We start from the raw sequence: 22,077 nt of genomic DNA on the forward strand, positions 1-22,077 counted from the left end.
GGGCGATGGGTCTGATCGTCTATTATTCCAGTCGTTCCGAAAACACCCATCGTTTCCTTCTGAAACTGGGGCGGCGGTTGCTTCGCCTGCCGCTCGGCGCTGAGGATGACGTGCCTCAGGTGTCGGAACCCTATGTGCTCGTCACGCCCACCTATGGCGGCGGCGGCACCAAGGGTGCGGTGCCGAAGCCGGTCATCCGGTTTTTAAACGAACCCTCCAACCGCAATCTCATTCGCGGCGTCATCGCGGCGGGAAACACCAATTTTGGCGCAGCTTTCGCATCCGCCGGAGACATCGTCTCGCGCAAATGCGCGGTGCCGTTTCTCTATCGCTTCGAGCTTCTCGGCACTGAGGAGGATGTCGCCAACGTCAAACATGGATTGGAACGATTTTGGACACGCTGACCGCTAACGCGCTGCGCAAGGACACCAAACAGCCAACAGCCGCAAGCCAGACGCCGCTCGATGCAGGCCTGGACTACCACGCGCTGAACGCGATGTTGAACCTTTATGACGAGAACGGAAAAATCCAGCTCGACAAGGATCGTCTTGCTGCCCGTCAATATTTCCTCCAGCACGTCAACCAGAACACGGTGTTTTTCCATAACCTCAGGGAAAAGCTCGATTATCTGGTAGCGGAGGGCTACTACGAACAGGAGGTGCTGGACCAGTACTCCTTCAATTTCGTTCGTGACCTCTATGACGAGGCCTATGCCCGGAAGTTTCGCTTTCCGACCTTCCTCGGTGCGTTCAAATATTACACCTCCTACACGCTGAAGACCTTCGACGGAAAACGTTATCTGGAGCGTTACGAGGATCGCGTCTGCATGGTGGCGCTTTCCCTTGCGCGCGGTGATGAGCAGCTGGCACGCAATCTGGTCGACGAGATCATTTCCGGCCGCTTCCAGCCGGCGACACCGACGTTCCTGAACGCGGGCAAGAAGAGCCGCGGCGAGCTGGTCTCCTGTTTCCTGCTGCGCGTGGAAGACAATATGGAAAGCATCGGCCGCTCCATCAATTCGGCGCTGCAGCTCTCCAAGCGCGGTGGCGGCGTTGCCCTTTCACTGACCAATATTCGCGAGGCTGGCGCGCCGATCAAACAGATCGAAAACCAGTCCTCCGGTGTCATACCCGTGATGAAGCTACTGGAAGATTCGTTTTCCTATGCCAACCAGCTCGGCGCCCGCCAGGGTGCGGGTGCTGTCTATCTGCATGCCCACCACCCCGACATCATGCGTTTCCTCGATACCAAGCGTGAAAACGCCGACGAAAAAATCCGCATCAAGACCCTGTCGCTCGGCGTCGTCATCCCCGACATCACCTTTGAGCTCGCCCGCAACAACGAGGATATGTATCTGTTCTCTCCCTATGATGTGGAGCGGGTCTATGGCGTGCCCTTCACCGAAATCTCGGTGACGGAAAAATACCACGAGATGGTCGCCGACAGCCGCATCCGCAAGAAGAAGATCAAGGCGCGCGAATTCTTCCAGGTGATCGCCGAAATCCAGTTCGAGAGCGGTTATCCCTACATCATGTTTGAGGATACGGTGAACCGCGCCAATCCGATTGCCGGTCGCATCAGCATGAGCAATCTCTGCTCGGAAATCCTGCAGGTCAGCGAAGCGAGCGCGTTCAACGCCGATCTCTCCTATAGTCACATGGGCAAGGATATTTCCTGCAATCTCGGTTCATTGAATATCGCCGCGGCAATGGATTCGGCCGATTTCGGCAAGACCATTGAAACCTCCATCAGGGCACTGACGGCGGTGTCGGACATGAGCCACATCTCCTCCGTTCCCTCTGTTGAAAAGGGAAATGACGAAAGCCATGCCATCGGGCTCGGTCAGATGAACCTGCACGGTTATCTGGCGCGCGAGCGCATCTTTTATGGCTCGGAGGAAGGCATAGATTTCACCAATATCTATTTCTACACCGTGACGTATCACGCTATCCGCGCCAGCAACCGGCTGGCGGTGGAAAGAGGCCAGAGCTTCAAGGGCTTTGAAAACTCCAAATATGCCTCGGGCGAATATTTCGACAAATATACCGACCGGGAATGGTTGCCCGCGATGGAGAAGGTCCGCGACTTGTTCGAAAAGGCCGGTATCGCCATTCCGACCCAGGAAGACTGGAAGGTCTTGAAGCAGGAGGTCATGGCATCAGGCCTCTATAACCAGAACCTTCAGGCCGTGCCGCCGACAGGCTCGATCTCCTATATCAACCACTCCACATCCTCCATTCATCCGATCGTTTCGAAGATTGAAATCCGTAAAGAGGGCAAGATCGGCCGAGTTTATTACCCGGCTTCTTATCTCTCGAACGACAATCTCGAATATTACCAGGATGCCTATGAGATTGGCCCTGAAAAGATCATCGACACCTATGCGGCGGCTACCCAGCATGTCGATCAGGGCCTGTCTCTGACGCTGTTCTTCCGTGATACGGCCACGACCCGCGACATCAACCGGGCACAGATTTATGCCTGGAAGAAGGGCATCAAGACCATCTACTACATCCGTTTGCGCCAGATGGCGCTGGAAGGCACGCAGGTTCAGGGCTGCGTTTCCTGCACGCTCTGATTTGAGGGACAAGACAATGAACATCGCCGTAAAACCTGTGTCCCGCATCCGCGCGGTCAACTGGAACCGCATCGAGGACGACAAGGACCTGGAAGTCTGGAACCGCCTGACCTCGAATTTCTGGCTGCCGGAAAAGGTGCCGCTTTCCAACGACATCCCCTCCTGGGGAACATTGAGGCCCGAGGAGCAGAAACTGACGATCCGTGTCTTCACCGGCCTGACATTGCTGGACACAATCCAGAACGGCGTCGGCGCGGTGCGCCTGATGGCAGATTCGGCAACACCGCATGAGGAAGCGGTTCTCTCCAACATTTCATTCATGGAAGCGGTGCACGCCCGGTCCTATTCATCGATCTTCTCGACGCTCTGCCTGACACCTGACGTCGACGATGCCTATCGCTGGTCGGAGGAAAACGAGTTCCTGCAGCGCAAATCCGCACTGATCATGCGGGAATATGACAGCGGCGATCCGCTGAAGAAAAAGATCGCCAGCGTGTTTCTGGAAAGCTTCCTGTTCTATTCCGGCTTCTACCTGCCGATGTTCTGGTCAAGCCGCGCCAAGCTTACCAACACGGCGGACCTGATCCGCCTGATCATCCGCGACGAGGCCGTGCACGGCTATTATATCGGCTACAAGTTCCAAAGGGCGATAGACCGCCTTAATGAAAACGAAAGGCAGGAGATCAAGGATTTCGCCTTCGACCTGCTTCTTGAGCTTTACGATAACGAGGCAAAATATACCGAGGACCTCTATGACGGCGTCGGCCTGACCGAGGACGTCAAGCAGTTCCTGCACTACAACGCCAATAAGGCCCTGATGAATCTGGGTTACGAGGCACTGTTTCCCGCCGAGGCTTGCCGGGTCAATCCGGCGATCCTTTCAGCGCTCTCGCCCAATGCAGATGAGAACCACGACTTCTTCTCCGGCTCCGGCTCGTCCTACGTCATCGGCAAGGCGGTCGCGACCGAGGACGAAGACTGGGACTTTTGAACCCTTTGGGCAACCCGCAGTATTTTTACTGCGGGTTCACCACCTGGCTGGCAAGCCGGAAGGGGCTCGATACGGTCGCGCCGATAGCATCGAACACGAATGCGCCCGCACGGCCGATGCCGTTTTGTCCATTGCCGTTGCGGCTTGCCTCCAGCTGCGGCACGAGTGACGCCAAAGCAGCATAGCGGTCGTGGTTGAGCGGGTCCGACGCCTTCAGCTTGGAAATATCCACGAACTGAACGCCCTCCTTGAGGGCGGCGTCCTGCACCTTCGGATCCGTGACGTCAAGTGCGCCGATCCGCGTGACGTCTGCGCCCAGTATGGAGGAGGCTTTCAGGGCGCGGTCGTCCTTGGAAACCAGAACGGTGAGCGGCGGGTTGAGCCGGCCAACCACCTCGATCTGTTTGCGGAAGACATCGGCATCGATGTCGGGCGCGGCAAGAACCACCTGCAGCTTGGCAATAACGTCGCTTCGCCCCTCGAAACGCAATTGGCGTAGCGCTTCCATGACCAGCCAGCCGCCCATGCTATGGCCGAAAACGACAATGTTCTTGCGTGGAGAACGGCGTGTGAGGTCTGTCAGCAGATTGGCGAGTGCGTCACGGGAGTAGGTCGCCGATTCCTTGTCGGCAACGTAGCCGGCGACATTCGCCTGCGAGGGCCAGGAAAATACCAGCGGCACGCCATCCAGATTGGCATCGGCTGCCATCTGCGCTGCCCGGAAAAGCGCTTCCTGATAGCTGTAATTATAGCCATGCACAAAAAGCGCGATCTGCTTGCCGGAGCGGGTGATATCTCCGAGGTCATCGTTAAAACGAGCCTTGCTCAACATCTGCGCCTGCGTGACGACAAAATCCTTCTTCGCGTCGGGTTTGCCGGTCGACCACTCAATTTTTCCACTCTTGTGGGTGGGCGGTATCGAAATGTCGAAGCGGGCATAATTCGGTTCGGCCGCTCTGAGCGCACTGAAGCCCTTTTTGGCCTCCTCGCTTTTTTCGCGCGTGCTTGCCACATAGGCGGTCACGATTTTGGCATCCTTCGCCCTGGTGTCGACCGCTTGCAGCACGTCCGCTCCCGGCCGTCCGGCGCAGGAGGAAAGAAGACCGAGCATGATAAAAAGAGGCAGGAGGAGACGCATGGAAGAGTTACCGGTGATAACGAACCGGCTATAAATAGCCGCCCGCTAAAAAAGTTGCCACTACTGAATAATTCGCATGGTTTCGGCGCTAGGCAATAAACATGGACAAGAGCCGCCTTGCCATCGGGGCAGCTTCGTTTTAGGCCGTAACCATGACGAACAAGGTCTCGCTTTCCCGACTGAAACTCACGGACTTCCGCAACTACGCGGTGGCGTCGCTTTCCCTGGATGACCGCCATGTGGTGCTGACCGGCGACAATGGGTCCGGCAAGACCAACCTTCTGGAGGCGGTGTCGTTTCTGTCGCCCGGACGCGGACTTCGCCGCGCGGTCCTGTCCGACGTCACGCGCGTGGGTGCGCAAGCCACCGGCTTTTCGATTTTCGCAGATGTCGACGGCATGGATGGCGAGGTCGCGATCGGCACGGGGATTGAAGGCGATGGCGAGGTGGTGTCGCGCCGGCTGCGGCTGAACGGGACGCCTGTCAAATCCGTCGATGAATTGACCGACCATCTGCGTGTCCTGTGGCTCACCCCCGCCATGGACGGCCTTTTTACAGGCTCATCGTCTGACCGCCGGCGTTTCCTTGACCGACTTGTGCTTTCGCTTGATCCCGCCCATGGTCGACGCGCCAGCGATTTTGACAAAGCTATGCGTGGGCGTAACAGACTGCTTTCCGAGGGCCGTTTTGATCCGGTCTGGCTGGATGGTATCGAAAAGCAGATGGCTGAACTCGGCATCTCCATGGCGGTTGCCCGTTATGAGATGCTCGGCCTGCTCCGGAGTTTGATCGAAGGGCGGACGGGCGATGCGGCCTTCCCCTCTGCGACGCTGTCGCTTTCCGGCTTTATGGATGATGGCCTCAACCGTCCCGCCGTCGATCTGGAAGACGAATATGGCTTGATGCTGCGTGAAGGTCGCTACCGGGACGCCGCCGCCGGGCGCACGCTTGATGGGCCGCACCGTGTCGATCTCTTCGTGCGGCATGCGGAAAAGGACATGGAAGCCGAACGCTGTTCGACGGGGGAGCAGAAGGCGCTGCTGGTGGGTCTGGTGCTCGCGCATGCGCAGCTGACCGCCAACATGACGGGTTATGCACCGGTTCTGCTGCTGGACGAGATTGCCGCTCATCTGGACGAGGGCAGGCGGGCGGCCCTGTTCGATCTCATCCACGCGCTGGGGGGACAGAGTTTCATGACTGGAACGGATGCGGCCATGTTCTCCGCCCTTGGCGAGCGGGCACAATTCTTCAATGTATCCCACGGGAGCATCACCGCATGAAGGCAAAGAGAGGGAGTGCGACATGGACCCGCTGAGCCCGGAAGAAATAGAACGCTACAAACGCCATATCCTGCTGCCGGAAATCGGCGGTGCAGGCCAGCAACGGCTGAAGGCCGCGCGCGTGCTGGTCATAGGGGCGGGTGGTCTCGGTGCGCCCGTGCTTCATTATCTCGCCGCCGCCGGCGTCGGCACACTCGGCATGATCGACGATGACGTCGTGTCTCTCTCCAACCTTCAGCGCCAGGTGATCCACGATAGCGGGACGATTGGCGAGCAGAAGACGGAAAGTGCCCGAAAGGCCATTGCTCGCCTCAATCCTCATGTGCGTACAATCGTGTATGAAGACCGCTTTTCGCAGGTCTGGGCGCATGATCATTTGCAATCTTTCGATCTCCTGATTGACGGATCGGACAATTTCGACACTCGATATTCCGCAGCGGACGCGGCGGAAACGGCAAAAAGGCCGCTGGTGACGGGCGCCGTTGGCCGTTTTGATGGTTCTGTGACGGTGCTGAAGCCCTATGAAACAAATGCCGAAGGCACGTTGCTGCCCGGCTATCGTGACCTGTTTCCCGAGCCGCCGCCGCAGGGGCTCATCCCGAATTGTGCGGAAACAGGGATTGTCGGCGCGCTGACCGGCGTTATCGGCACGCTGATGGCCATGGAGGCGATCAAGCTGATCACCGGTGCCGGCGAACCGCTGATTGGCCGTCTGCTCCTCTATGACGCCCTGTCGGCGCGTTTCGAAACAGTGCGATACAAGCGGCGTCAAGGGACAAAGAAAACATGATGGAAATCAAAAGAATTGGCGACGACTTCGACCGCTGGCATGAATTGCTGGCGCTTATCATGACGTCCTTCGCTTACATGGATGGCGTCATCGACCCACCATCTTCAGCCCATCGCCTGACGCCTGAAAATCTTGCCGAAAAGGCAAGGGCGGAGATTGCTTTCGTAGTTTTGGACGGGAATGACCTGCTGGGCTGCCTTTTCTGCAGGCCGGAGCCGCCATCCTGTCTTTACGTCGGCAAATTGTGCGTTTCCCCGAAAGCGCAGGGAAAGGGCATCGGTAAAATGTTGCTGGCGCAAGCCGAGGCCCTGGCCCGTGAACTGGCGCTGCCGGCGCTACGGCTGGAAACCCGGATTGAGCTTGTCGCCAATCATGCAAAGTTCGGGGCTTGGGGTTTCGTCAAGACGGCAGAAAATGCCCATGCGGGATATGATCGCACGACCTCGATCGAGATGACCAAAATCCTCGGCTGAAGCGACTTCCCTCCGGCGCGATTGACAAGAACCGGGAGGTCCGATCTTCGGGCCTCTGTTTCAGTTTCGCCCGGGCAACACCCGGTTCGGCGGGCGGTGACCATCGAACAGCGTGCGGATATTGATGATGACCTTGTCACCCATCTCGATGCGGCCTTCGATTGTCGCTGAACCCATATGTGGAAGCAGCACCACCTTGCCTTCCTTGGCAAGCTTGATGAGCTTGGGGTTCACCGCAGGCTCGTTCTCGTAGACATCCAGTCCAGCGCCGGCGATCTTGCCCTCGCGCAGGCACTGGATCATCGCTGCCTCATCGATGATGTCGCCCCGCGCGGTATTGACGATGTAGCTCGTCGGCTGCATCAGCGCGAGCCGCCGGGCGGAAATAAGGTGATAGGTCGCGGGCGTCGAGGGGCAGTTGACCGAAACGATGTCCACCCGCGCGAGCATCTGGTCGAGACTGTCCCAATAGGTCGCTTCGAGCTCCGCCTCCGTCGCCGGATTGACGCGTTTGCGGTTGTGATAGTGAATGGAAAGCCCGAAAGCCTTGGCGCGCCGTGCCACCGCGGTGCCGATGCGGCCCATCCCGACAATACCGATACGCTTGCCGGAAATGCGCCGTCCCAGCATCCAGGTTGGTGACCAGCCGAGCCACTCATCCGCGCCATTGGCAAGGACGCGTGTGCCCTCGATCATGCGGCGCGGTACGGCCAGCACCAGCGCCATGGTGATATCGGCGCTGTCCTCGGTCAGTACGTTGGGCGTGTTCGTCACGGTGATGCCCTTGCGGGCCGCGGCGTCCACATCCACATGGTCGATGCCGTTGGAGAAACTCGCGATCAGCTTCAGCTGCGGTCCAGCCTGCTCGATCATCGGGGCGGTAATGCGATCGGTGACCGTTGGCACCAGCACGTCCACCCGCTGCATGGCGGCGACCAGTTCTTCCTCGCTGCGCGGGGTGTCATCGATATTGAGTTCTGCGTCGAAAAGTTCGCGCATTCGGGTTTCGACGACATCAGGCAATTTGCGGATGATATAGACTGTCGGTCTCTTCTTGGGGGTCATCGTTTGCCGCTGCCTTGTTCAGAAGTCATTAACCAGAAAGAGCGATAATTTCTTTCAATCAGGGCGTTTCTACCAGACCCACCGGCGAAGACAAACAAAACTCGCTGAAGCTTGAGGCATGTGGAAACGAGCCTCCTTAAATATCATCCGGTTTGCAGAAGGCGGGAAACGGAAATGGGCATGCGCAGTGTGGTTTCTATTGTTTGCATTGCATTGTCTTTGGGCCTCCTCGGTGCGGCAACCGACGCCATGGCGCAGGGCGCCGCGAAAGGCGCCAGCGGCCTGCCGCTGCCGCGTTTCGTCAGCCTGAAATCCAAACGCGTGAACATGCGCATCGGTCCGAGCACGGATTACGCCGTGTCATGGATGTATCTGAAATCCGGGATGCCGGTCGAGATCATCCAGGAATATGAAAACTGGCGGCGCATCCGTGATGCCGATGGGACGGAAGGCTGGGTCAACCAGGCCCTTCTCTCCGGTGAGCGCACGGCCGTCGCTGCCCCATGGATGCGCGGCAAGGGCAAGGAAGTCTATGTCAACATGCGTCGCGAGGCGCAGTCCGGCGCAGCCGTCGTGGCGCGGCTTGAGCCGGGCGTGGTCTTCAGGATCGGCGAATGCAATGGGGACTGGTGTCGCGCCGAGGCCGGTCAGGCCTCGGGCTGGGTTTCGCAGGGCGAAATCTGGGGTGCTTACCCGGGTGAAGCCTTTAAATAAGGCCGTGCTTCTCGCCAAGCGCCTTCAGCGATGACATGGGACGAGGCCCGACCTGCTGAATGACAGCGGCAGCCGCAAGGCAGCCAAGCTTGCCGCAATCTTCGAGCGACCGGTCCTGCGTATAACCGAACAGGAAGCCGGCGGCGAAAAGATCGCCCGCACCCGTCGTGTCGACCACGTCATGCACCGGATAGGCATCCACCTTCACGCGTTCCGTGCCGCGCAGGATAACCGCGCCTTCTTCGCTCATCGTCACCGCCGCGATCTTGCAGTCGGCGGCGATCCTGGTCAGCGCAAGCTCGAAGTCGTCGGTTTCATAAAGGGAAAGCGCTTCCTGCTTGTTGGCGAAAACGATATCCACTGTGCCGGAGCGCATCAGATCGAGAAACTCCTCACGGTAACGGCCGACGCAGAAACTGTCGGAAAGCGTCATGGAAACTTCGCGGCCGTTTTCATGAGCAATGCGGGCGCATTCGCGGATCGCATCCTTGGCGCGCGGCGGATCCCACAGATAACCCTCGAAATAGGTGACCTTGGTCTGCGCCACCACGTCATCTTCCACATCCTCAGGGCTCAGATCGACGCAGGCGCCGAGATAGGTGTTCATCGAACGCTCGCCATCTTCAGTCACGAAGATCATCGAACGGGCCGTTGGCGGGAAGGTACCTTGCGGCTTGGTTTCGAAATAAACGCCCTGAGCGCGGATGTCGTGCTGGAAGATTTCGCCGAGCTGGTCTTCCGCCACCTTGCCGAAATAGGCAGCCTTGCCGCCGAAATTCGCCACACCCGCCGCCGTATTGCCAGCGCTGCCGCCGGAGGCTTCGAGAGCCGGCCCCATCAGCGAATAAAGCAGCTCTGCCCGTTCTGCGTCTATGAGGTTCATCGCCCCTTTGGTAATGGCATTGTCGTTGAGAAAGCGGTCATCGCAGCGGGAAATGATGTCGACGATGGCATTGCCGACAGTCAGTACGTCAAATTTCGTCATTGGCCCTATCCGGTTCGCACGGGGTGTGCGTCTTTTCTCAAAGGTCTTAAACATTTCTGGCTGCAAGAAAAGCCTAAAGCGGAAATATGCGGTTCTGCGCGAAAGAAGAAAACGCGTCATTTGCCTGTAATATGGTTAAGCTATCTCTGCGACCAGAGCAGAGGTGTGTGAATGCGTACCGAAGTGGAAGACATGAGGTCTTCTGGCTCAACCGTTATCTCCGCCACGGATGTACTGGCGGCATATAACGGACATGAAAGGCGGGGGAGACCCCCGCTTTTTCTTTTAGGCAGACGTCACCATCGCATGGGCCGGACGCCCGCCCGGTAGACGTGGTGGGAAGGCTGCCCAGCCTTCCATGCCGCGATTAAAACCGGAACATGAAGCGTTTTCGCGATTCCATTCCGGCCGAAAAGGCTCTAAAGCGGAGTATCCTCCCGCAAAAGCCGCGAAAGCTTTCCCTCCATGTCTGCCGTTGCCGCGAATGTCGCCCCGATTTTCATTCTCATCCTGATCGGCTGGTTGACCGTGAGAGCTGGCCTCTTCCGGGCAGACGCAGGAGAGATCTTGAGCGACTTCGTCTTCAAGATCGCCGTGCCGACCTTGATTTTCCGCACCCTTGCGGAAGCGAATTTCCACGGTGCCTCGCCGTTCCGGCTCTGGCTCACTTATTTTGCTGGCGTGGCCGTCACCTGGACAGTCGGGCATATCGTCACCCGCCATGTGTTCAAGCAGGATGTCCGCATCGCCGTCATTGCCGGCATCTCCTCGGCCTTTGCGAATAATATCTTCATTGGCCTGCCTCTTGTCGGTCGCTCCGTGGGCGACGAAGGGCTGGTTGCCCTTTCCATCCTGCTCGCCATCCACCTGCCGGTCATGATGATCGCCGGCACGATCCTGATGGAAAATGCAACGCACAAGGCAATCGGTGGAGAAAAGCGCAGCACGGCCGCGGTCTTCAAGCAGGTCGGCAGAAATCTCGTCACCAATCCTCTTGTGATTGGCCTCGTCATAGGGCTTTCGACCAACGTTTCCGGTCTGGCGCTGATGCCTGTCCTGAAAACAGTGGTGGATCAGATCGCCTCCATGGCAGGACCCGCAGCCCTGATCTCGCTGGGCATGGCGCTGACGAAATACACCATCCGCGGCAATATGGGCATTGCCGTCACCATGACTTTTTTTAAACTGTTGCTCCTGCCAGCCTGTGTCTGGGCCATGGGCCATGTACTCGGGCTAAGCCGTGAATGGACGGCGGCGCTTGTCCTCACCTCGTCGGTGCCAACGGGCGTGAATGCCTGGCTCATCGCCAACCGTTTCGGCATAGGCCACAGCGTTGCGGCCTCAACCATCAGCATATCCACGGCGACCGGTGTCCTTTCCGTGTCGCTATGGGCCTGGCTATTGAGCTGATTTTCTTACTTCTGGGCGCTCAGAATCTTGAAGCGGGCATTTCGGCATACTTCCGTGCTGGTGCGGAATTCTGCTGCCAACACCGGCTCATAGGGCAGGCCGCGATTGGCGACCATCAGCAACTTGCCACCGCTGCGCAGCGCCCCGGCCGCGGCCTTGATGAAGGCCTGACCCAGCGCCGGCTCCGCCGCCTGTCCACTTGAATGGAAAGGCGGGTTCATGATGATGAGGTCGTATTTCTCCTTCGGCGGCTCGTTTGCCAGATCCTGCCAGAAGAAACGCGCCGTTAGGCGAGGGTTGTTTTCGAGAAGATTGGTCTTGGCGAATTCGAGCGCATTCCAATCCGCTTCGAACAGATCGATACGGGCCGTGCGCGGCGATTTTTCCGCAAGCATGATGGAGAGATAACCCCAGCCGGCACCGAAATCGGCAGCATTGCCGTCGAAATCGGTCGGCAGGCGCGATGCGAGCAGTTCCGAACCATCATCCACGCGGTCATGCGAGAACATGCCGGGCAGGGCGGTGAAGCGGCCTTCCACCGTCACGGGCTTCTGAGCAAGTTTCGACACGACGGCAGAGATATCGTCCGGCCGTTTGAACCACAGGGCGACGCCGTGATATTTCGGCGTCGAGTCCGCCTCGATACCGAGCTTTGTCAGCGTCTTACGCAGCGTCAGAATACCGTCTTCCTTCGATCCGGCTGCGACGATCAGGCCGCCGGCCTTCACCCGGGAAAGCGCTTCAGCGACACGGTTTTCATTTTCGCCGCGGTGTTTGCCGCAAAGCAGCAGCGCCGCATCGTAATCTTCGCCCGAAATATCCGGAGTGACCTTTGCACCCTGAGCTTCAAGAGCGCGATAGAGCGGCCGAAGATGCTGAACCGCGGCGATCTCCGCGTCGAAACCGTCGAGCCGTGGACCCGCCTCTGCTCCCAGAAAAAGAACGCGTTCGCCGTCTTTCGGCATGGCAAGCATGTCAGAGGCAAAGGGATGGAAAAGGGTTTTTACGGCGTCACGGCTCATGGGAGCATCCTCACGGTAGAATAGAAAAAAGGCGCGGGCAAAACCCGCGCCTCGACAGGATCTGGTGGCGCGGCCTTATTCGGCAGCGGCTTCACCGTCTTCCTTCTTCTTGTCGGCAACGATTTCCTTGCCGCTTTCCTGGTCGACAACCTTCATTGACAGGCGAACCTTGCCACGCTCGTCAAAGCCCATCAGCTTGACCCAGACCTTGTCGCCTTCCTTAACGACGTCGGAGGTCTTGGCAACACGCTCGGAAGCGAGCTGCGAGATGTGGACGAGGCCGTCACGGGCGCCGAAGAAGTTGACGAAAGCGCCGAAGTCAGCGGTCTTGACAACCGTGCCTTCGTAGATGGCGCCGACTTCCGGTTCCGCAACGATGGAGTGGATCCACTTGCGGGCCGCTTCGATTTCCTTGCCGGAAGAAGAAGCGATCTTGACGGTGCCGTCGTCTTCGATGTTGATCTTCGCGCCGGTCTTTTCGACGATTTCGCGAATGACCTTGCCGCCGGAGCCGATGACTTCACGGATCTTGTCGACCGGGATGTTCATCACTTCGATGCGCGGCGCAAATTCGCCGAGCTGACCGCGGCTCTCGGTGATGGCGTTGGCCATTTCGCCGAGAATGTGCTTGCGGCCACCCTGTGCCTGCTCCAGAGCGATCTTCATGATCTCTTCGGTGATACCGGCGATCTTGATGTCCATCTGCAGCGAGGTGATGCCGTCAGCCGTACCTGCGACCTTGAAGTCCATGTCGCCGAGGTGGTCTTCGTCACCGAGGATGTCGGAAAGAACCGCGAAACGGTCGCCTTCGAGGATGAGGCCCATGGCGATACCGGCAACCGGCTTGGCAAGCGGAACGCCTGCGTCCATCAGCGCCAGCGAGGTGCCGCAAACCGTTGCCATCGACGAGGAGCCGTTGGATTCGGTGATTTCGGAAACGACGCGCAGCGTGTAGGGGAACTGTTCGGCAGTCGGCAGCATCGGACGGATAGCGCGCCATGCGAGCTTGCCGTGGCCGATTTCACGACGGCCCGGAGAGCCCATGCGGCCTGTTTCACCGACCGAGTAGGGCGGGAAGTTGTAATGCAGCAGGAAGCGTTCCTTGTACATGCCGGTGAGGCTGTCGACATACTGCTCGTCTTCGCCGGTGCCGAGGGTCGCAACAACGATCGCCTGGGTTTCACCGCGGGTGAAGAGCGCCGAACCGTGCGTGCGCGGCAGAATGCCGACTTCGGAAACGATCGGGCGAACGGTCGACAGGTCGCGGCCGTCGATGCGGCTCTTGGTGTCGAGAACGTTCCAGCGAACAATCTTGGCCTGAAGGTGCTTGAAGACAGCGCCGATTTCTTCCGGCGTGTACTTGGCTTCGCCTTCTTCCGGCAGGAAGTGCGCCTTCACCTTAGCCTTGACGGCGTCGACGGCGGCGTAACGGGCGGCCTTTTCGGTGATCTTGTAAGCGTCGCGCAGTTCAGCTTCGGCGAGTGCCAGCATCTCGTTTTCGAGAGCGGAAAAATCTTCCGGTTCGAATTCGCGCGGCTCCTTGGCGGCAACTTCGGCGAGCTTGATGATCGCGTCGATAACCGGCTGGAAACCGCGGTGACCGAACATGACCGCGCCGAGCATGACGTCTTCGTTGAGTTCCTTGGCTTCCGATTCCACCATCAGGACGGCGTCCTGCGTGCCGGCAACAACCAGGTCCAGAACCGACTCATCCATCTCGTCGAGATGCGGGTTCAGAACATATTCGCCGTTGATGTAGCCAACGCGCGCGCCGCCAACCGGGCCCATGAAGGGAACGCCGGAAAGCGTGAGCGCCGCGGATGTGGCGATCATGGAGAGGATGTCAGGATTGTTTTCCAGGTCGTGCTGGATAACGGTGACGACAACCTGGGTGTCGTTCTTGTAGCCTTCAGGGAAGAGCGGACGGATCGGGCGGTCGATCAGGCGCGAGACCAGCGTTTCGTTTTCGCTCGGACGGCCTTCACGCTTGAAGTAACCACCGGGGATCTTGCCGGCTGCGTAGGTCTTTTCCTGATAGTTGACGGTGAGCGGGAAGAAATCCTGACCCGGCTTCGGAGACTTAGCGGAAACCACAGTCGCGAGAACCATGGTCTCGCCGTAGGTTGCGATGACGGCGCCATCAGCCTGACGGGCAACCTTGCCGGTCTCGAGCTTCAGCGGGCGGCCTGCCCATTCGATTTCCACGGAGTGTTGATTGAACATATCTTGTCCTTGGTTGTGGCTGCCCGCTCGGTCATCGTGACCGGCCGTGGCAGCGCTGTGACTCAATCACGGGCAAGACAGCGGGAGGCTTGGACAGGCAAGCATCCGGCAATCCTGCCCCATGACAGGTCTGCGGTTGAAAAAGGCGGCACCGGCCCATCCGGTTCACCCTTATCGCCCGGGGGCCACATCTGCGGCAAACGCCCGGAAAATCATGCGGCCTGAAGGGCCGGAATTAAAAACCGGCGGGCATCATTGAGAAGCCCGCCGGAAACCTTATTAGCGGCGAATGCCGAGAGCACCGATCAGCTTGGTGTAACGGGCTTCGTCCTTCTTCTTCAGATAGTCGAGAAGCGAACGACGGCTCGAAACCAGGGTTAGAAGGCCACGACGCGAGTGGTTGTCCTTCTTGTGATCCTTGAAGTGACCGGTCAGGTTGTTGATCCGCTCGGTAAGGATTGCGACCTGAACTTCCGGCGAACCGGTGTCGCCTTCCTTCGTTGCATATTCCTTGATGAGGGCGGCTTTACGCTCTGCAGTAATCGACATCGGACGATCCTTTCAGTTTTAAGGAAAACGGGACGCCTAGAGCCGGGATGTCGTCCAGCTCTGGCCATGAAAGCGAAGGCAAAGCCCAAGCTGGCGCTGCCTATAAACTATTCCGGGTGCAATGGAAAGAGGCGATTGACAGCGCTCCGCCACGCGTCAGCAAACGCATGACGGTCCGACTCAGCCGAAAACCCTCTTCGGGCGAAACTCGCCTTCGCCGATTTCGCCAATGGCGACCAGCTTGCCATGCGCCGTAGCGTAGGCTTCCGGATGGCTGGCCGGCGCATCGCGCCCGCGCAGCAGGATAGGGTTGCCCATCTTCAGCCGGTGCGCCTGGTCGTCGTTGATAATAAGGCGGGGAAGGGCGGAAAGTGCCTCGGCCGTGTCGATCAGATAGGCGTCCAGCGCTTCCAGCCGCTCGTCGCGGTCTTCAACGGCTTCCAGCGCGGTGAGCGTTTCGAGCGGCACCATCATGTCTTCGCCGAATGGAGCGACCATGGTGCGGCGCAGTTCCGAGATATGGCCGAAACAGCCGAGATCGCGGCCCATGTCACGCGCAAGCGCCCGCACATAAGTGCCTTTGCCACATTCCACTTCGAAATGGGCCGTATCGGCATCCGGGCAGGCCAGCAACGTCAAGCGATGGATTTCCACCTCGCGTGCGGGAATTTCCACGGTCTCGCCGTCACGTGCCAGATCATAAGCGCGTTCACCGGCGATCTTGATAGCGGAGAATTGCGGCGGGGTCTGCATGATCACGCCGGTATAATTGGGCAGAAGATCGCGGATCGCCTGCTCGTCCGGGCGCTGATCGGAAGATTCGACCACTTCGCCTTCCAGATCGTCGGTCGTGCGCTGCTCGCCCCAGGTCACTGTGAATTCGTAGATTTTCCGGCCGTCCATGACGTAAGGCACGGTCTTGGTGGCGTCACCAAGCGCGATCGGCAACATGCCGGAGGCCAGCGGATCAAGCGTGCCGGCATGGCCTGCCTTCTGGGCATTGAACAGCCACTTGATCTTGGAGACGGCCTCGGTAGAGCCGAAATCGAGCGGCTTGTCGAGGATCAGCCAACCGGAAATCGGACGGCCCTTGGGTTTGCGGTTCTGCTGTTTGCGTGGTTTGGACATGCTTCAGTTCTGTTCGTCGTCTTTTTCGTTTGAAGGTCCAAGATCGCGCTGCACTTCGGGCGAGCGTAGAAGCGCGTCGATCTTCTGATAATTGTCGAAACTCGTATCGTCGCGGAAACGCAGTTCCGGCATGTATTTCATCTGCCGGAGCTGCGGGCCGAGGCGGCCGCGCATGAACTTGGCATGGCGGTTGAGTGCCGTGATGATATCGGTGTGGTCGGCAACGCCGAGCGGCGTCACGTAAGCTGTCGCGATCTTGAGATCGGGAGACATGCGCACTTCCGAAATGGAAATGACGGTGCTTTCGATCAGATCGTCGCGGACTTCACCGCGCTGGAGAATCTGGGTCAGGGCGGCGCGCACCTGTTCGCCGACGCGCAGCATGCGTTGGGAAGGGGCCGATGATGTAGCTTTTGCCATGGGTTATGCCTCAAACGGAGCGAGCGCCGGTAAGCCGGCGCCCGACAGTAAAGTCCTGTTTTGCGGCGAGAACGCTCTTTGTTCTATCGCATTTCCGGACGGAAAACCGGGGGTCCACTTTTCCTGGAAATGCTTTAGAGCGTTCTCGTGATGTGTTCGACGCGGAAGCACTCGATAGTGTCGCCGGCGCGGATGTCTTCGTAGTTTTCGAAGGCCATACCGCATTCCTGACCAACAGGCACTTCGTTGACTTCGTCCTTGAAGCGCTTGAGAGTCTTGAGCTTGCCTTCGTGGATGACGACGTTGTCGCGAACCAGACGAACACCCGCGCCACGTTCCACCTTGCCTTCGACGACACGGCAACCCGCGACCTTGCCGACCTTGGTGATGTTGAACACCTCGAGGATTTCGGCATTGCCGAGGAAGGTCTCGCGACGTTCCGGCGAAAGCAGACCCGACATCGCCGCCTTCACGTCATCCACCAGATCGTAGATGATGTTGTAGTAGCGGATCTCGATACCGGCGCGTTCGGAAGCCGTACGTGCCTGTGCATTGGCGCGAACGTTGAAGCCGATGATTGCGGCGTTGGAGGCCTCGGCAAGCGAGATATCCGATTCCGTGATGGCACCAGCACCCGAATGAACGATACGAGCGCGGACTTCGTCGGTGCCGAGCTTGTCGAGCGAAGCGATAATGGCTTCGACCGAACCCTGCACGTCTGCCTTGATGACCAGCGGGAATTCCTTCATTCCCGACGTCTGCAACTGGCTCATCATCTGTTCCAGCGAACCGCGCTGGCCGGTCTGACGTGCGACAGCCTTGTCGCGTGCCAGACGCTGGCGGTACTCGGAAATCTCGCGAGCACGGCTTTCATTTTCGACAACCGCGAAACGGTCACCGGCCGACGGCGTCCCGGAAAGACCGAGAATCTCGACCGGCATGGCCGGACCGGCTTCCTTGACATGCTCGCCCTTGTCGTTGACGAGCGCGCGCACACGGCCCCACTGATCACCGGCAACGATGATCTGGCCGGGCTTCAGCGTGCCCTTCTGAACCAGAACCGTGGCAACGGCGCCGCGGCCGCGGTCGAGCTCGGCTTCGATGACCGTACCTTCCGCCGTGCGGTTCGGGTCCGCCTTGAGGTCGAGGATTTCGGCCTGCAGCAGGATCGCTTCAAGCAGCTTGTCGAGGTTGAGCTTGTTCTTGGCCGAAACTTCGACGTCAAGAACTTCACCACCCATCGATTCCACGAAGACTTCGTGCTGCAGAAGCTGCTGGCGAACCTTTTCAGGGTTGGCCTCATGCTTGTCGATCTTGTTGATCGCAACGACGATCGGAACACCCGCCGCCTTGGCGTGGTTGATGGACTCGATCGTCTGCGGCATCACGCTGTCGTCTGCGGCAACCACCAGAACGGCGATATCCGTCGCCTGCGCACCACGGGCACGCATGGCGGTGAAGGCGGCGTGGCCGGGGGTGTCGATGAAGGTGATCTTCTGACCATTCTTCTCGACCTGATAGGCGCCGATATGCTGGGTGATGCCACCGGCTTCGCCGGCAACAACATTCGCCTGACGGATGGCGTCGAGAAGCGAGGTCTTGCCGTGGTCGACGTGACCCATGATCGTCACGACGGGCGGACGCGGTAGCATTTCGCCTTCGTCGTCCGCCTGGTTGAAGATGCCTTCTTCCACGTCGGATTCGGAAACGCGCTTGACGGTGTGGCCGAATTCGACCGCAATCAGTTCCGCCAGATCGGCGTCGATCACGTCGCCCGGCTTCATCATCTGGCCTTCCTTCATCAGGAACTTGATGACGTCGACGGCACGTTCCGACATGCGCTGCGACAGTTCCTGAATGGTGATGGTTTCCGGCAGGATCACTTCGCGCATTACCTTTTCACGGGTCTCCTGCATCTGGCTGCGGCGGAACTTTTCCTGCCGGCGGCGCATGGATGCCATGGAGCGGCCACGTGGCGTACCGTCTTCATCCAGGTTGGACGAGGTAACGGTCAGCTTGCCACGGCGGCGTTCTTCTTCTGTCTTCAGGCGTGCAGCCGGCTTGGCCGGCGCTGGCGCTGCAACCTTGCCACGGACTGGCAGGTTACCACGGCGTGCACCGCGATCGTCCTCCTCGTCGCCGTCAGTGCGGCGACCGCGCGGAGCGGCGGTTTCGGTGGCCGGGCGGGCAGGGGCAGCGGCGGGCTGAGGACGAGCCTCGGCGCGCGGCGCCGGCTGAGCGGCAGAAACCGGCTTTTCAGCGGCCGGTTCGGATTTCGCTTCCGCGGCCGGCTGGCTTGCCGCGAGCTTTGCTGCTTCAGCCTCCTCGGCGGCGCGGCGGGCGGCCTCTTCCTTTTCCGCGGCAATGCGGCGTTCTTCTTCCACCTTGCGGCGAGCCTCTTCTTCGGCGCGCTGCTTGGCTTCAATAACGTCACGGGCCTGCGCTTCCATCAGTGCGCGGCGACGGGCTTCCATTTCACCGGCGGAAAGGTCATGCAGAACATTGCCGCGCGGACGCTCCGGCTGGCGCTGCTGGGGCGCTGACGAGCCGGGACGCTGCTGCTGCGAAGGGGAAGAACCCGGACGCTGCTGCTGGTTGCTGGGCTGGTGGATGCGTGGCTGCGGAGCCTGTGGACGCGGCGCTGCTGCGGCGGGAGCCGCCGGCTTCGGAGCGGGGGCCGCAGCCGAATGTACCTGCTTCTCGTCTTCGGGACGCAAGGGGCGGCGCTTGCGTGTTTCCACGACAACCGCGTTGGTGCGACCTCGACCCATATCCTGCCGCACGGTGCCCTGATTCATCCCGCCCGGCTTCAGGGTAAGAGTCTTCTTGGCAGGCGCGTTGAGTGTCTTGTCGTCGTTGTTGTCGGTCATTCCGTTCCCGTTCCTTCGGACGAGAACCGGATGACGTTCATCAGGTCTCGTCGTTCAATTGCTGCATCGGAACGCGGCGACCGTTCATATCGGGCAACCGCGTCATTGTTCTGTCCGGGCAGCGTCGCGTTCCGCATGAGCCCGACCGCCATTGCGGTACTGCTCAAGCATCGTTGCGCGCTTCACTACACCCTCACCCGCCTGCCCTGCAAGCGCGCAGGCATGGATAAAAGCATTCTGGCCCATCAACTCGTCCATTTCGGCTTCGCTAAAGAGCCGGAAGGACGGAATTTCATTGCCGGCATCGCTGCCGAGTGCCCAGGCCTTGCGGGCCTGGTCCAGTTTTCTGACGCCATCGGCCGCAGCGTCGGTCGCATGGAACACGGCGATCGCGTTCCCGGACCGGACGGCAGCATCGACCTTCGTCGCGCCGCTGATGAACTGGCCCGCCTTGCGCGCCATGTTCATCATGCCAGCCACATGCTGCGCCATCAGACGGTCGAGAAGAGCGAGAAGCTCAGGCCCGGCCTTGACGTCACGTTTCAGAGCCCGCGCGAAGAGCTTCTTCGCGATGGCTTTCTCGATCAGGGCGCGCTCGGGTGTCACCCAGCAGCCGCGTCCCGGCAATTGGCGTTTCAGGTCCGGAACGACGTTGCCGTCCGGGCCTGCGACGAAGCGGATCAGCTCATCTGGCGATCCGCTCTGCCGTGTCACAATGCACATACGTCCATTGACGTCGCCTTTGATCCGCCCGTCATCGTCAGTCTCGGGCAGCTCGTCCGGCTCATGCGCCTGCGATGTCATTCCTGCTCGGCGGTATCCGCCTCCTCGGCAGCTTCCGCATCGGCTTCCTGTTCGGAAGCGAGCTCTTCGGCGGTGATCCAGCCTGCCAGAAGGCGAGCCTGCACCACCATGTTCTCGGCCTCGACGCGCGAAACATCGAGCTTGGAGAAGATGCCTTCGAACTTCTTCGTCTCGCCGTCCTTGCGCTCGCTCCAGCCAACGAGATCGTCCGCTGCGCAGCCGGCAAAGTCTTCGATGGTCTTGATGCCGTCTTCGCCGAGCGCAACCATCATCTGCGAGGTCAGGCCGTCGATCTGGCGCAATTCGTCGGAAACGCCGAGTTCCTTGCGCTTGGCGTCCATTTCGGCTTCCAGGCGTTCCAGATATTCGCGGGCGCGGGTCTGGATTTCATCGGCGGTGTCTTCGTCGAAGCCATCGATCGAGGAGATTTCGTCGAGATCCACATAAGCCAGTTCTTCAACCTGCGCGAAGCCTTCCGAAGCCAGAACCTGGCCGACCATTTCGTCGACGTCGAGCGCTTCCATGAACAGGGCCGTACGCTCGTTGAATTCCTTCTGACGGCGCTCGGATTCTTCCTGCTCGGTCATGATGTCGATATCCCAGCCGGTCAGCTGCGATGCCAGACGCACGTTCTGACCGCGGCGGCCGATGGCGAGCGACAGCTGCTCGTCGGGAACGACCACTTCGATACGCTCGGATTCTTCATCCAGAACGACCTTGGCGACTTCCGCCGGCTGCAGGGCATTGACGATGAACGACGCCGGCTCCTGGCTCCATGGAATGATGTCGATCTTCTCACCCTGGAGTTCGCCGACGACGGCCTGAACGCGCGAACCGCGCATACCGACGCAGGCGCCGACCGGATCGATCGAGCTGTCGTTCGAGATGACGGCGATCTTGGCGCGTGAGCCAGGATCACGGGCAACCGATTTGATCTGGATGATGCCGTCGTAAATTTCCGGAACTTCCATGGTGAAGAGCTTCACCATGAACTGCGGATGGGTACGCGACAGGAAAATCTGCGGGCCACGCTGTTCGCGGCGAACGTCGTAGACGTAGGCGCGTACGCGATCGCCGTAGCGCATGTTTTCGCGCGGGATCATCTCGTCACGACGGATAATGCCTTCGCCACGGCCGAGATCGACGATGACGTTGCCGTATTCGACGCGCTTGACGGTGCCGTTGACGATTTCGCCGATACGGTCCTTGAACTCGTCATACTGGCGGTCACGCTCGGCCTCGCGCACCTTCTGCACGATGACCTGCTTGGCGGACTGGGCAGCGATACGGCCGAAATCCATTGGCGGCAGCGGATCGGCAATGAAGTCGCCGAGCTTGGCATCCGGGTTGCGGTCGCGGGCAAGCTCCAGCGGGATCTGGGTCGAATAGTCCTCAGCCGCTTCGACAACTTCCAGAAGACGCTGCAGGCGGATTTCGCCGGTCTTGGAGTTGATATCAGCGCGGATGTTGGTTTCCGAACCATAGCGCGAGCGGGCGGCTTTCTGGATAGCGTCTGCCATTGCGGCAAGCACGATTTCGCGGTCGATGACCTTTTCGCGCGCCACAGCATCGGCGATCTGCAGAAGCTCAAGCCGGTTAGCACTCACTGCCATTTTTTTATCTCCGTAAGTCGCATA

19 protein-coding genes are annotated in these 22,077 nt (G+C 59.5%); 8 read left to right on the forward strand and 11 right to left on the reverse strand.

From position 1 onward, the window contains the following. Positions 1 to 5 precede the first annotated feature (5 nt). The 3 genes from nrdI to nrdF are packed head-to-tail and all read left to right on the forward strand — an operon-like array spanning position 6 to position 3,569. Positions 6 to 404 carry a class Ib ribonucleoside-diphosphate reductase assembly flavoprotein NrdI gene (gene nrdI / locus AGR2A_RS01760; RefSeq protein ID WP_004439016.1) on the forward strand — a complete coding sequence of 133 codons (399 nt, stop codon included), beginning with the start codon at positions 6 to 8 and terminating at the stop codon, positions 402 to 404. Beyond that, on the forward strand, positions 392 to 2,578 hold the full coding sequence (gene nrdE, locus AGR2A_RS01765) for a class 1b ribonucleoside-diphosphate reductase subunit alpha (protein ID WP_072493770.1): 2,187 nt from the start codon (positions 392 to 394) through the stop codon (positions 2,576 to 2,578). Before nrdI ends, nrdE begins: the two co-directional genes overlap by 13 nt. Positions 2,579 to 2,594: 16 nt before the next feature. Further along, positions 2,595 to 3,569, forward strand: coding sequence for a class 1b ribonucleoside-diphosphate reductase subunit beta (nrdF, locus tag AGR2A_RS01770; RefSeq protein WP_035211739.1), 975 nt, complete (start codon positions 2,595 to 2,597; stop codon positions 3,567 to 3,569). 25 nt (positions 3,570 to 3,594) lie between these two features. Here nrdF and AGR2A_RS01775 read toward each other — a convergent pair whose 3' ends face one another. After that, a complete protein-coding gene (locus tag AGR2A_RS01775; RefSeq protein ID WP_022555341.1) occupies positions 3,595 to 4,707 on the reverse strand; it encodes an alpha/beta hydrolase in 1,113 nt (370 codons plus the stop codon). 152 nt (positions 4,708 to 4,859) lie between these two features. Here AGR2A_RS01775 and recF point away from each other — a divergent pair, with 152 nt between their 5' ends. Genes recF through AGR2A_RS01790 form a run of 3 tightly spaced genes read left to right on the forward strand, consistent with a single transcriptional unit; the run spans position 4,860 to position 7,250 of the window. After that, positions 4,860 to 5,987 (forward strand): DNA replication/repair protein RecF, encoded by a 1,128-nt coding sequence (gene recF / locus AGR2A_RS01780; protein WP_072493771.1) that lies wholly within the window; start codon positions 4,860 to 4,862, stop codon positions 5,985 to 5,987. Between the two features lie 22 nt (positions 5,988 to 6,009). After that, on the forward strand, positions 6,010 to 6,777 hold the full coding sequence (locus AGR2A_RS01785; protein ID WP_037089577.1) for a molybdopterin-synthase adenylyltransferase MoeB: 768 nt from the start codon (positions 6,010 to 6,012) through the stop codon (positions 6,775 to 6,777). Further along, the gene (locus AGR2A_RS01790; protein WP_004439033.1) at positions 6,774 to 7,250 is read left to right on the forward strand and encodes a GNAT family N-acetyltransferase; all 477 of its coding nucleotides are present in this window, start codon (positions 6,774 to 6,776) and stop codon (positions 7,248 to 7,250) included. Before AGR2A_RS01785 ends, AGR2A_RS01790 begins: the two co-directional genes overlap by 4 nt. Positions 7,251 to 7,310: 60 nt before the next feature. Here AGR2A_RS01790 and AGR2A_RS01795 read toward each other — a convergent pair whose 3' ends face one another. Continuing rightward, a complete protein-coding gene (locus AGR2A_RS01795) occupies positions 7,311 to 8,315 on the reverse strand; it encodes a 2-hydroxyacid dehydrogenase (RefSeq protein WP_072493772.1) in 1,005 nt (334 codons plus the stop codon). A 180-nt stretch (positions 8,316 to 8,495) separates the two neighbouring features. Between AGR2A_RS01795 and AGR2A_RS01800 the strand changes: the two genes are divergently transcribed. Then, entirely contained in the window at positions 8,496 to 9,029 is a 534-nt protein-coding gene (locus AGR2A_RS01800; RefSeq protein WP_034496360.1) for an SH3 domain-containing protein, read from the forward strand. Here the strand turns inward: AGR2A_RS01800 and AGR2A_RS01805 are convergent. Continuing rightward, positions 9,022 to 10,014 carry an adenosine kinase gene (locus tag AGR2A_RS01805; protein ID WP_072493773.1) on the reverse strand — a complete coding sequence of 331 codons (993 nt, stop codon included), beginning with the start codon at positions 10,012 to 10,014 and terminating at the stop codon, positions 9,022 to 9,024. The two genes, AGR2A_RS01800 and AGR2A_RS01805, sit on opposite strands and share 8 nt — an antisense overlap. Positions 10,015 to 10,479: 465 nt before the next feature. Between AGR2A_RS01805 and AGR2A_RS01810 the strand changes: the two genes are divergently transcribed. After that, complete coding sequence (locus AGR2A_RS01810; protein WP_072493774.1) at positions 10,480 to 11,424, forward strand: AEC family transporter; 945 nt, start codon at positions 10,480 to 10,482, stop codon at positions 11,422 to 11,424. A 5-nt stretch (positions 11,425 to 11,429) separates the two neighbouring features. On the opposite strand, the gene AGR2A_RS01815 is transcribed toward AGR2A_RS01810, so the two are convergent. From AGR2A_RS01815 to nusA, 8 genes are all read right to left on the reverse strand, one after another. Then, positions 11,430 to 12,446 carry a class I SAM-dependent methyltransferase gene (locus tag AGR2A_RS01815; RefSeq protein WP_004439044.1) on the reverse strand — a complete coding sequence of 339 codons (1,017 nt, stop codon included), beginning with the start codon at positions 12,444 to 12,446 and terminating at the stop codon, positions 11,430 to 11,432. A gap of 75 nt (positions 12,447 to 12,521) precedes the next feature. Beyond that, on the reverse strand, positions 12,522 to 14,669 hold the full coding sequence (gene pnp / locus AGR2A_RS01820; RefSeq protein ID WP_006699832.1) for a polyribonucleotide nucleotidyltransferase: 2,148 nt from the start codon (positions 14,667 to 14,669) through the stop codon (positions 12,522 to 12,524). A 279-nt stretch (positions 14,670 to 14,948) separates the two neighbouring features. Beyond that, the gene (gene rpsO / locus AGR2A_RS01825; protein ID WP_004439050.1) at positions 14,949 to 15,218 is read right to left on the reverse strand and encodes a 30S ribosomal protein S15; all 270 of its coding nucleotides are present in this window, start codon (positions 15,216 to 15,218) and stop codon (positions 14,949 to 14,951) included. Positions 15,219 to 15,398: 180 nt separating this feature from the next. Beyond that, the gene (gene truB / locus AGR2A_RS01830) at positions 15,399 to 16,346 is read right to left on the reverse strand and encodes a tRNA pseudouridine(55) synthase TruB (RefSeq protein ID WP_004439053.1); all 948 of its coding nucleotides are present in this window, start codon (positions 16,344 to 16,346) and stop codon (positions 15,399 to 15,401) included. Positions 16,347 to 16,349: 3 nt separating this feature from the next. Beyond that, positions 16,350 to 16,766 (reverse strand): 30S ribosome-binding factor RbfA, encoded by a 417-nt coding sequence (rbfA, locus tag AGR2A_RS01835; RefSeq protein ID WP_004439055.1) that lies wholly within the window; start codon positions 16,764 to 16,766, stop codon positions 16,350 to 16,352. Between the two features lie 134 nt (positions 16,767 to 16,900). Further along, the gene (gene infB, locus AGR2A_RS01840; RefSeq protein WP_080822364.1) at positions 16,901 to 19,636 is read right to left on the reverse strand and encodes a translation initiation factor IF-2; all 2,736 of its coding nucleotides are present in this window, start codon (positions 19,634 to 19,636) and stop codon (positions 16,901 to 16,903) included. A 102-nt stretch (positions 19,637 to 19,738) separates the two neighbouring features. Further along, positions 19,739 to 20,440, reverse strand: coding sequence for an RNA-binding protein (locus tag AGR2A_RS01845; RefSeq protein ID WP_035206477.1), 702 nt, complete (start codon positions 20,438 to 20,440; stop codon positions 19,739 to 19,741). Further along, entirely contained in the window at positions 20,437 to 22,053 is a 1,617-nt protein-coding gene (gene nusA / locus AGR2A_RS01850; protein WP_003524306.1) for a transcription termination factor NusA, read from the reverse strand. Before nusA ends, AGR2A_RS01845 begins: the two co-directional genes overlap by 4 nt. Positions 22,054 to 22,077: the final 24 nt, after the last annotated feature.

The sequence above is a fragment of the Agrobacterium genomosp. 2 str. CFBP 5494 genome, from assembly GCF_900013495.1.
Taxonomy (GTDB): domain Bacteria; phylum Pseudomonadota; class Alphaproteobacteria; order Rhizobiales; family Rhizobiaceae; genus Agrobacterium; species Agrobacterium pusense.

Bases quoted from the DNA above. Each gene is read 5' to 3' on its own strand.
- nrdF (WP_035211739.1), top strand. From the start codon at position 2,595: ATGAACATCGCCGTAAAACCTGTGTCCCGCATCCGCGCGGTCAACTGG.
- rpsO (WP_004439050.1), bottom strand. From the start codon at position 15,218: ATGTCGATTACTGCAGAGCGTAAAGCCGCCCTCATCAAGGAATATGCA.
- AGR2A_RS01845 (WP_035206477.1), bottom strand. From the start codon at position 20,440: ATGACATCGCAGGCGCATGAGCCGGACGAGCTGCCCGAGACTGACGAT.
- pnp (WP_006699832.1), bottom strand. From the start codon at position 14,669: ATGTTCAATCAACACTCCGTGGAAATCGAATGGGCAGGCCGCCCGCTG.
- AGR2A_RS01790 (WP_004439033.1), top strand. From the start codon at position 6,774: ATGATGGAAATCAAAAGAATTGGCGACGACTTCGACCGCTGGCATGAA.
- AGR2A_RS01775 (WP_022555341.1), bottom strand. From the start codon at position 4,707: ATGCGTCTCCTCCTGCCTCTTTTTATCATGCTCGGTCTTCTTTCCTCC.
- AGR2A_RS01805 (WP_072493773.1), bottom strand. From the start codon at position 10,014: ATGACGAAATTTGACGTACTGACTGTCGGCAATGCCATCGTCGACATC.
- AGR2A_RS01785 (WP_037089577.1), top strand. From the start codon at position 6,010: ATGGACCCGCTGAGCCCGGAAGAAATAGAACGCTACAAACGCCATATC.
- recF (WP_072493771.1), top strand. From the start codon at position 4,860: ATGACGAACAAGGTCTCGCTTTCCCGACTGAAACTCACGGACTTCCGC.
- AGR2A_RS01795 (WP_072493772.1), bottom strand. From the start codon at position 8,315: ATGACCCCCAAGAAGAGACCGACAGTCTATATCATCCGCAAATTGCCT.
- infB (WP_080822364.1), bottom strand. From the start codon at position 19,636: ATGACCGACAACAACGACGACAAGACACTCAACGCGCCTGCCAAGAAG.
- truB (WP_004439053.1), bottom strand. From the start codon at position 16,346: ATGTCCAAACCACGCAAACAGCAGAACCGCAAACCCAAGGGCCGTCCG.
- rbfA (WP_004439055.1), bottom strand. From the start codon at position 16,766: ATGGCAAAAGCTACATCATCGGCCCCTTCCCAACGCATGCTGCGCGTC.
- nrdI (WP_004439016.1), top strand. From the start codon at position 6: ATGGGTCTGATCGTCTATTATTCCAGTCGTTCCGAAAACACCCATCGT.
- AGR2A_RS01800 (WP_034496360.1), top strand. From the start codon at position 8,496: ATGCGCAGTGTGGTTTCTATTGTTTGCATTGCATTGTCTTTGGGCCTC.
- AGR2A_RS01810 (WP_072493774.1), top strand. From the start codon at position 10,480: ATGTCTGCCGTTGCCGCGAATGTCGCCCCGATTTTCATTCTCATCCTG.
- AGR2A_RS01815 (WP_004439044.1), bottom strand. From the start codon at position 12,446: ATGAGCCGTGACGCCGTAAAAACCCTTTTCCATCCCTTTGCCTCTGAC.
- nusA (WP_003524306.1), bottom strand. From the start codon at position 22,053: ATGGCAGTGAGTGCTAACCGGCTTGAGCTTCTGCAGATCGCCGATGCT.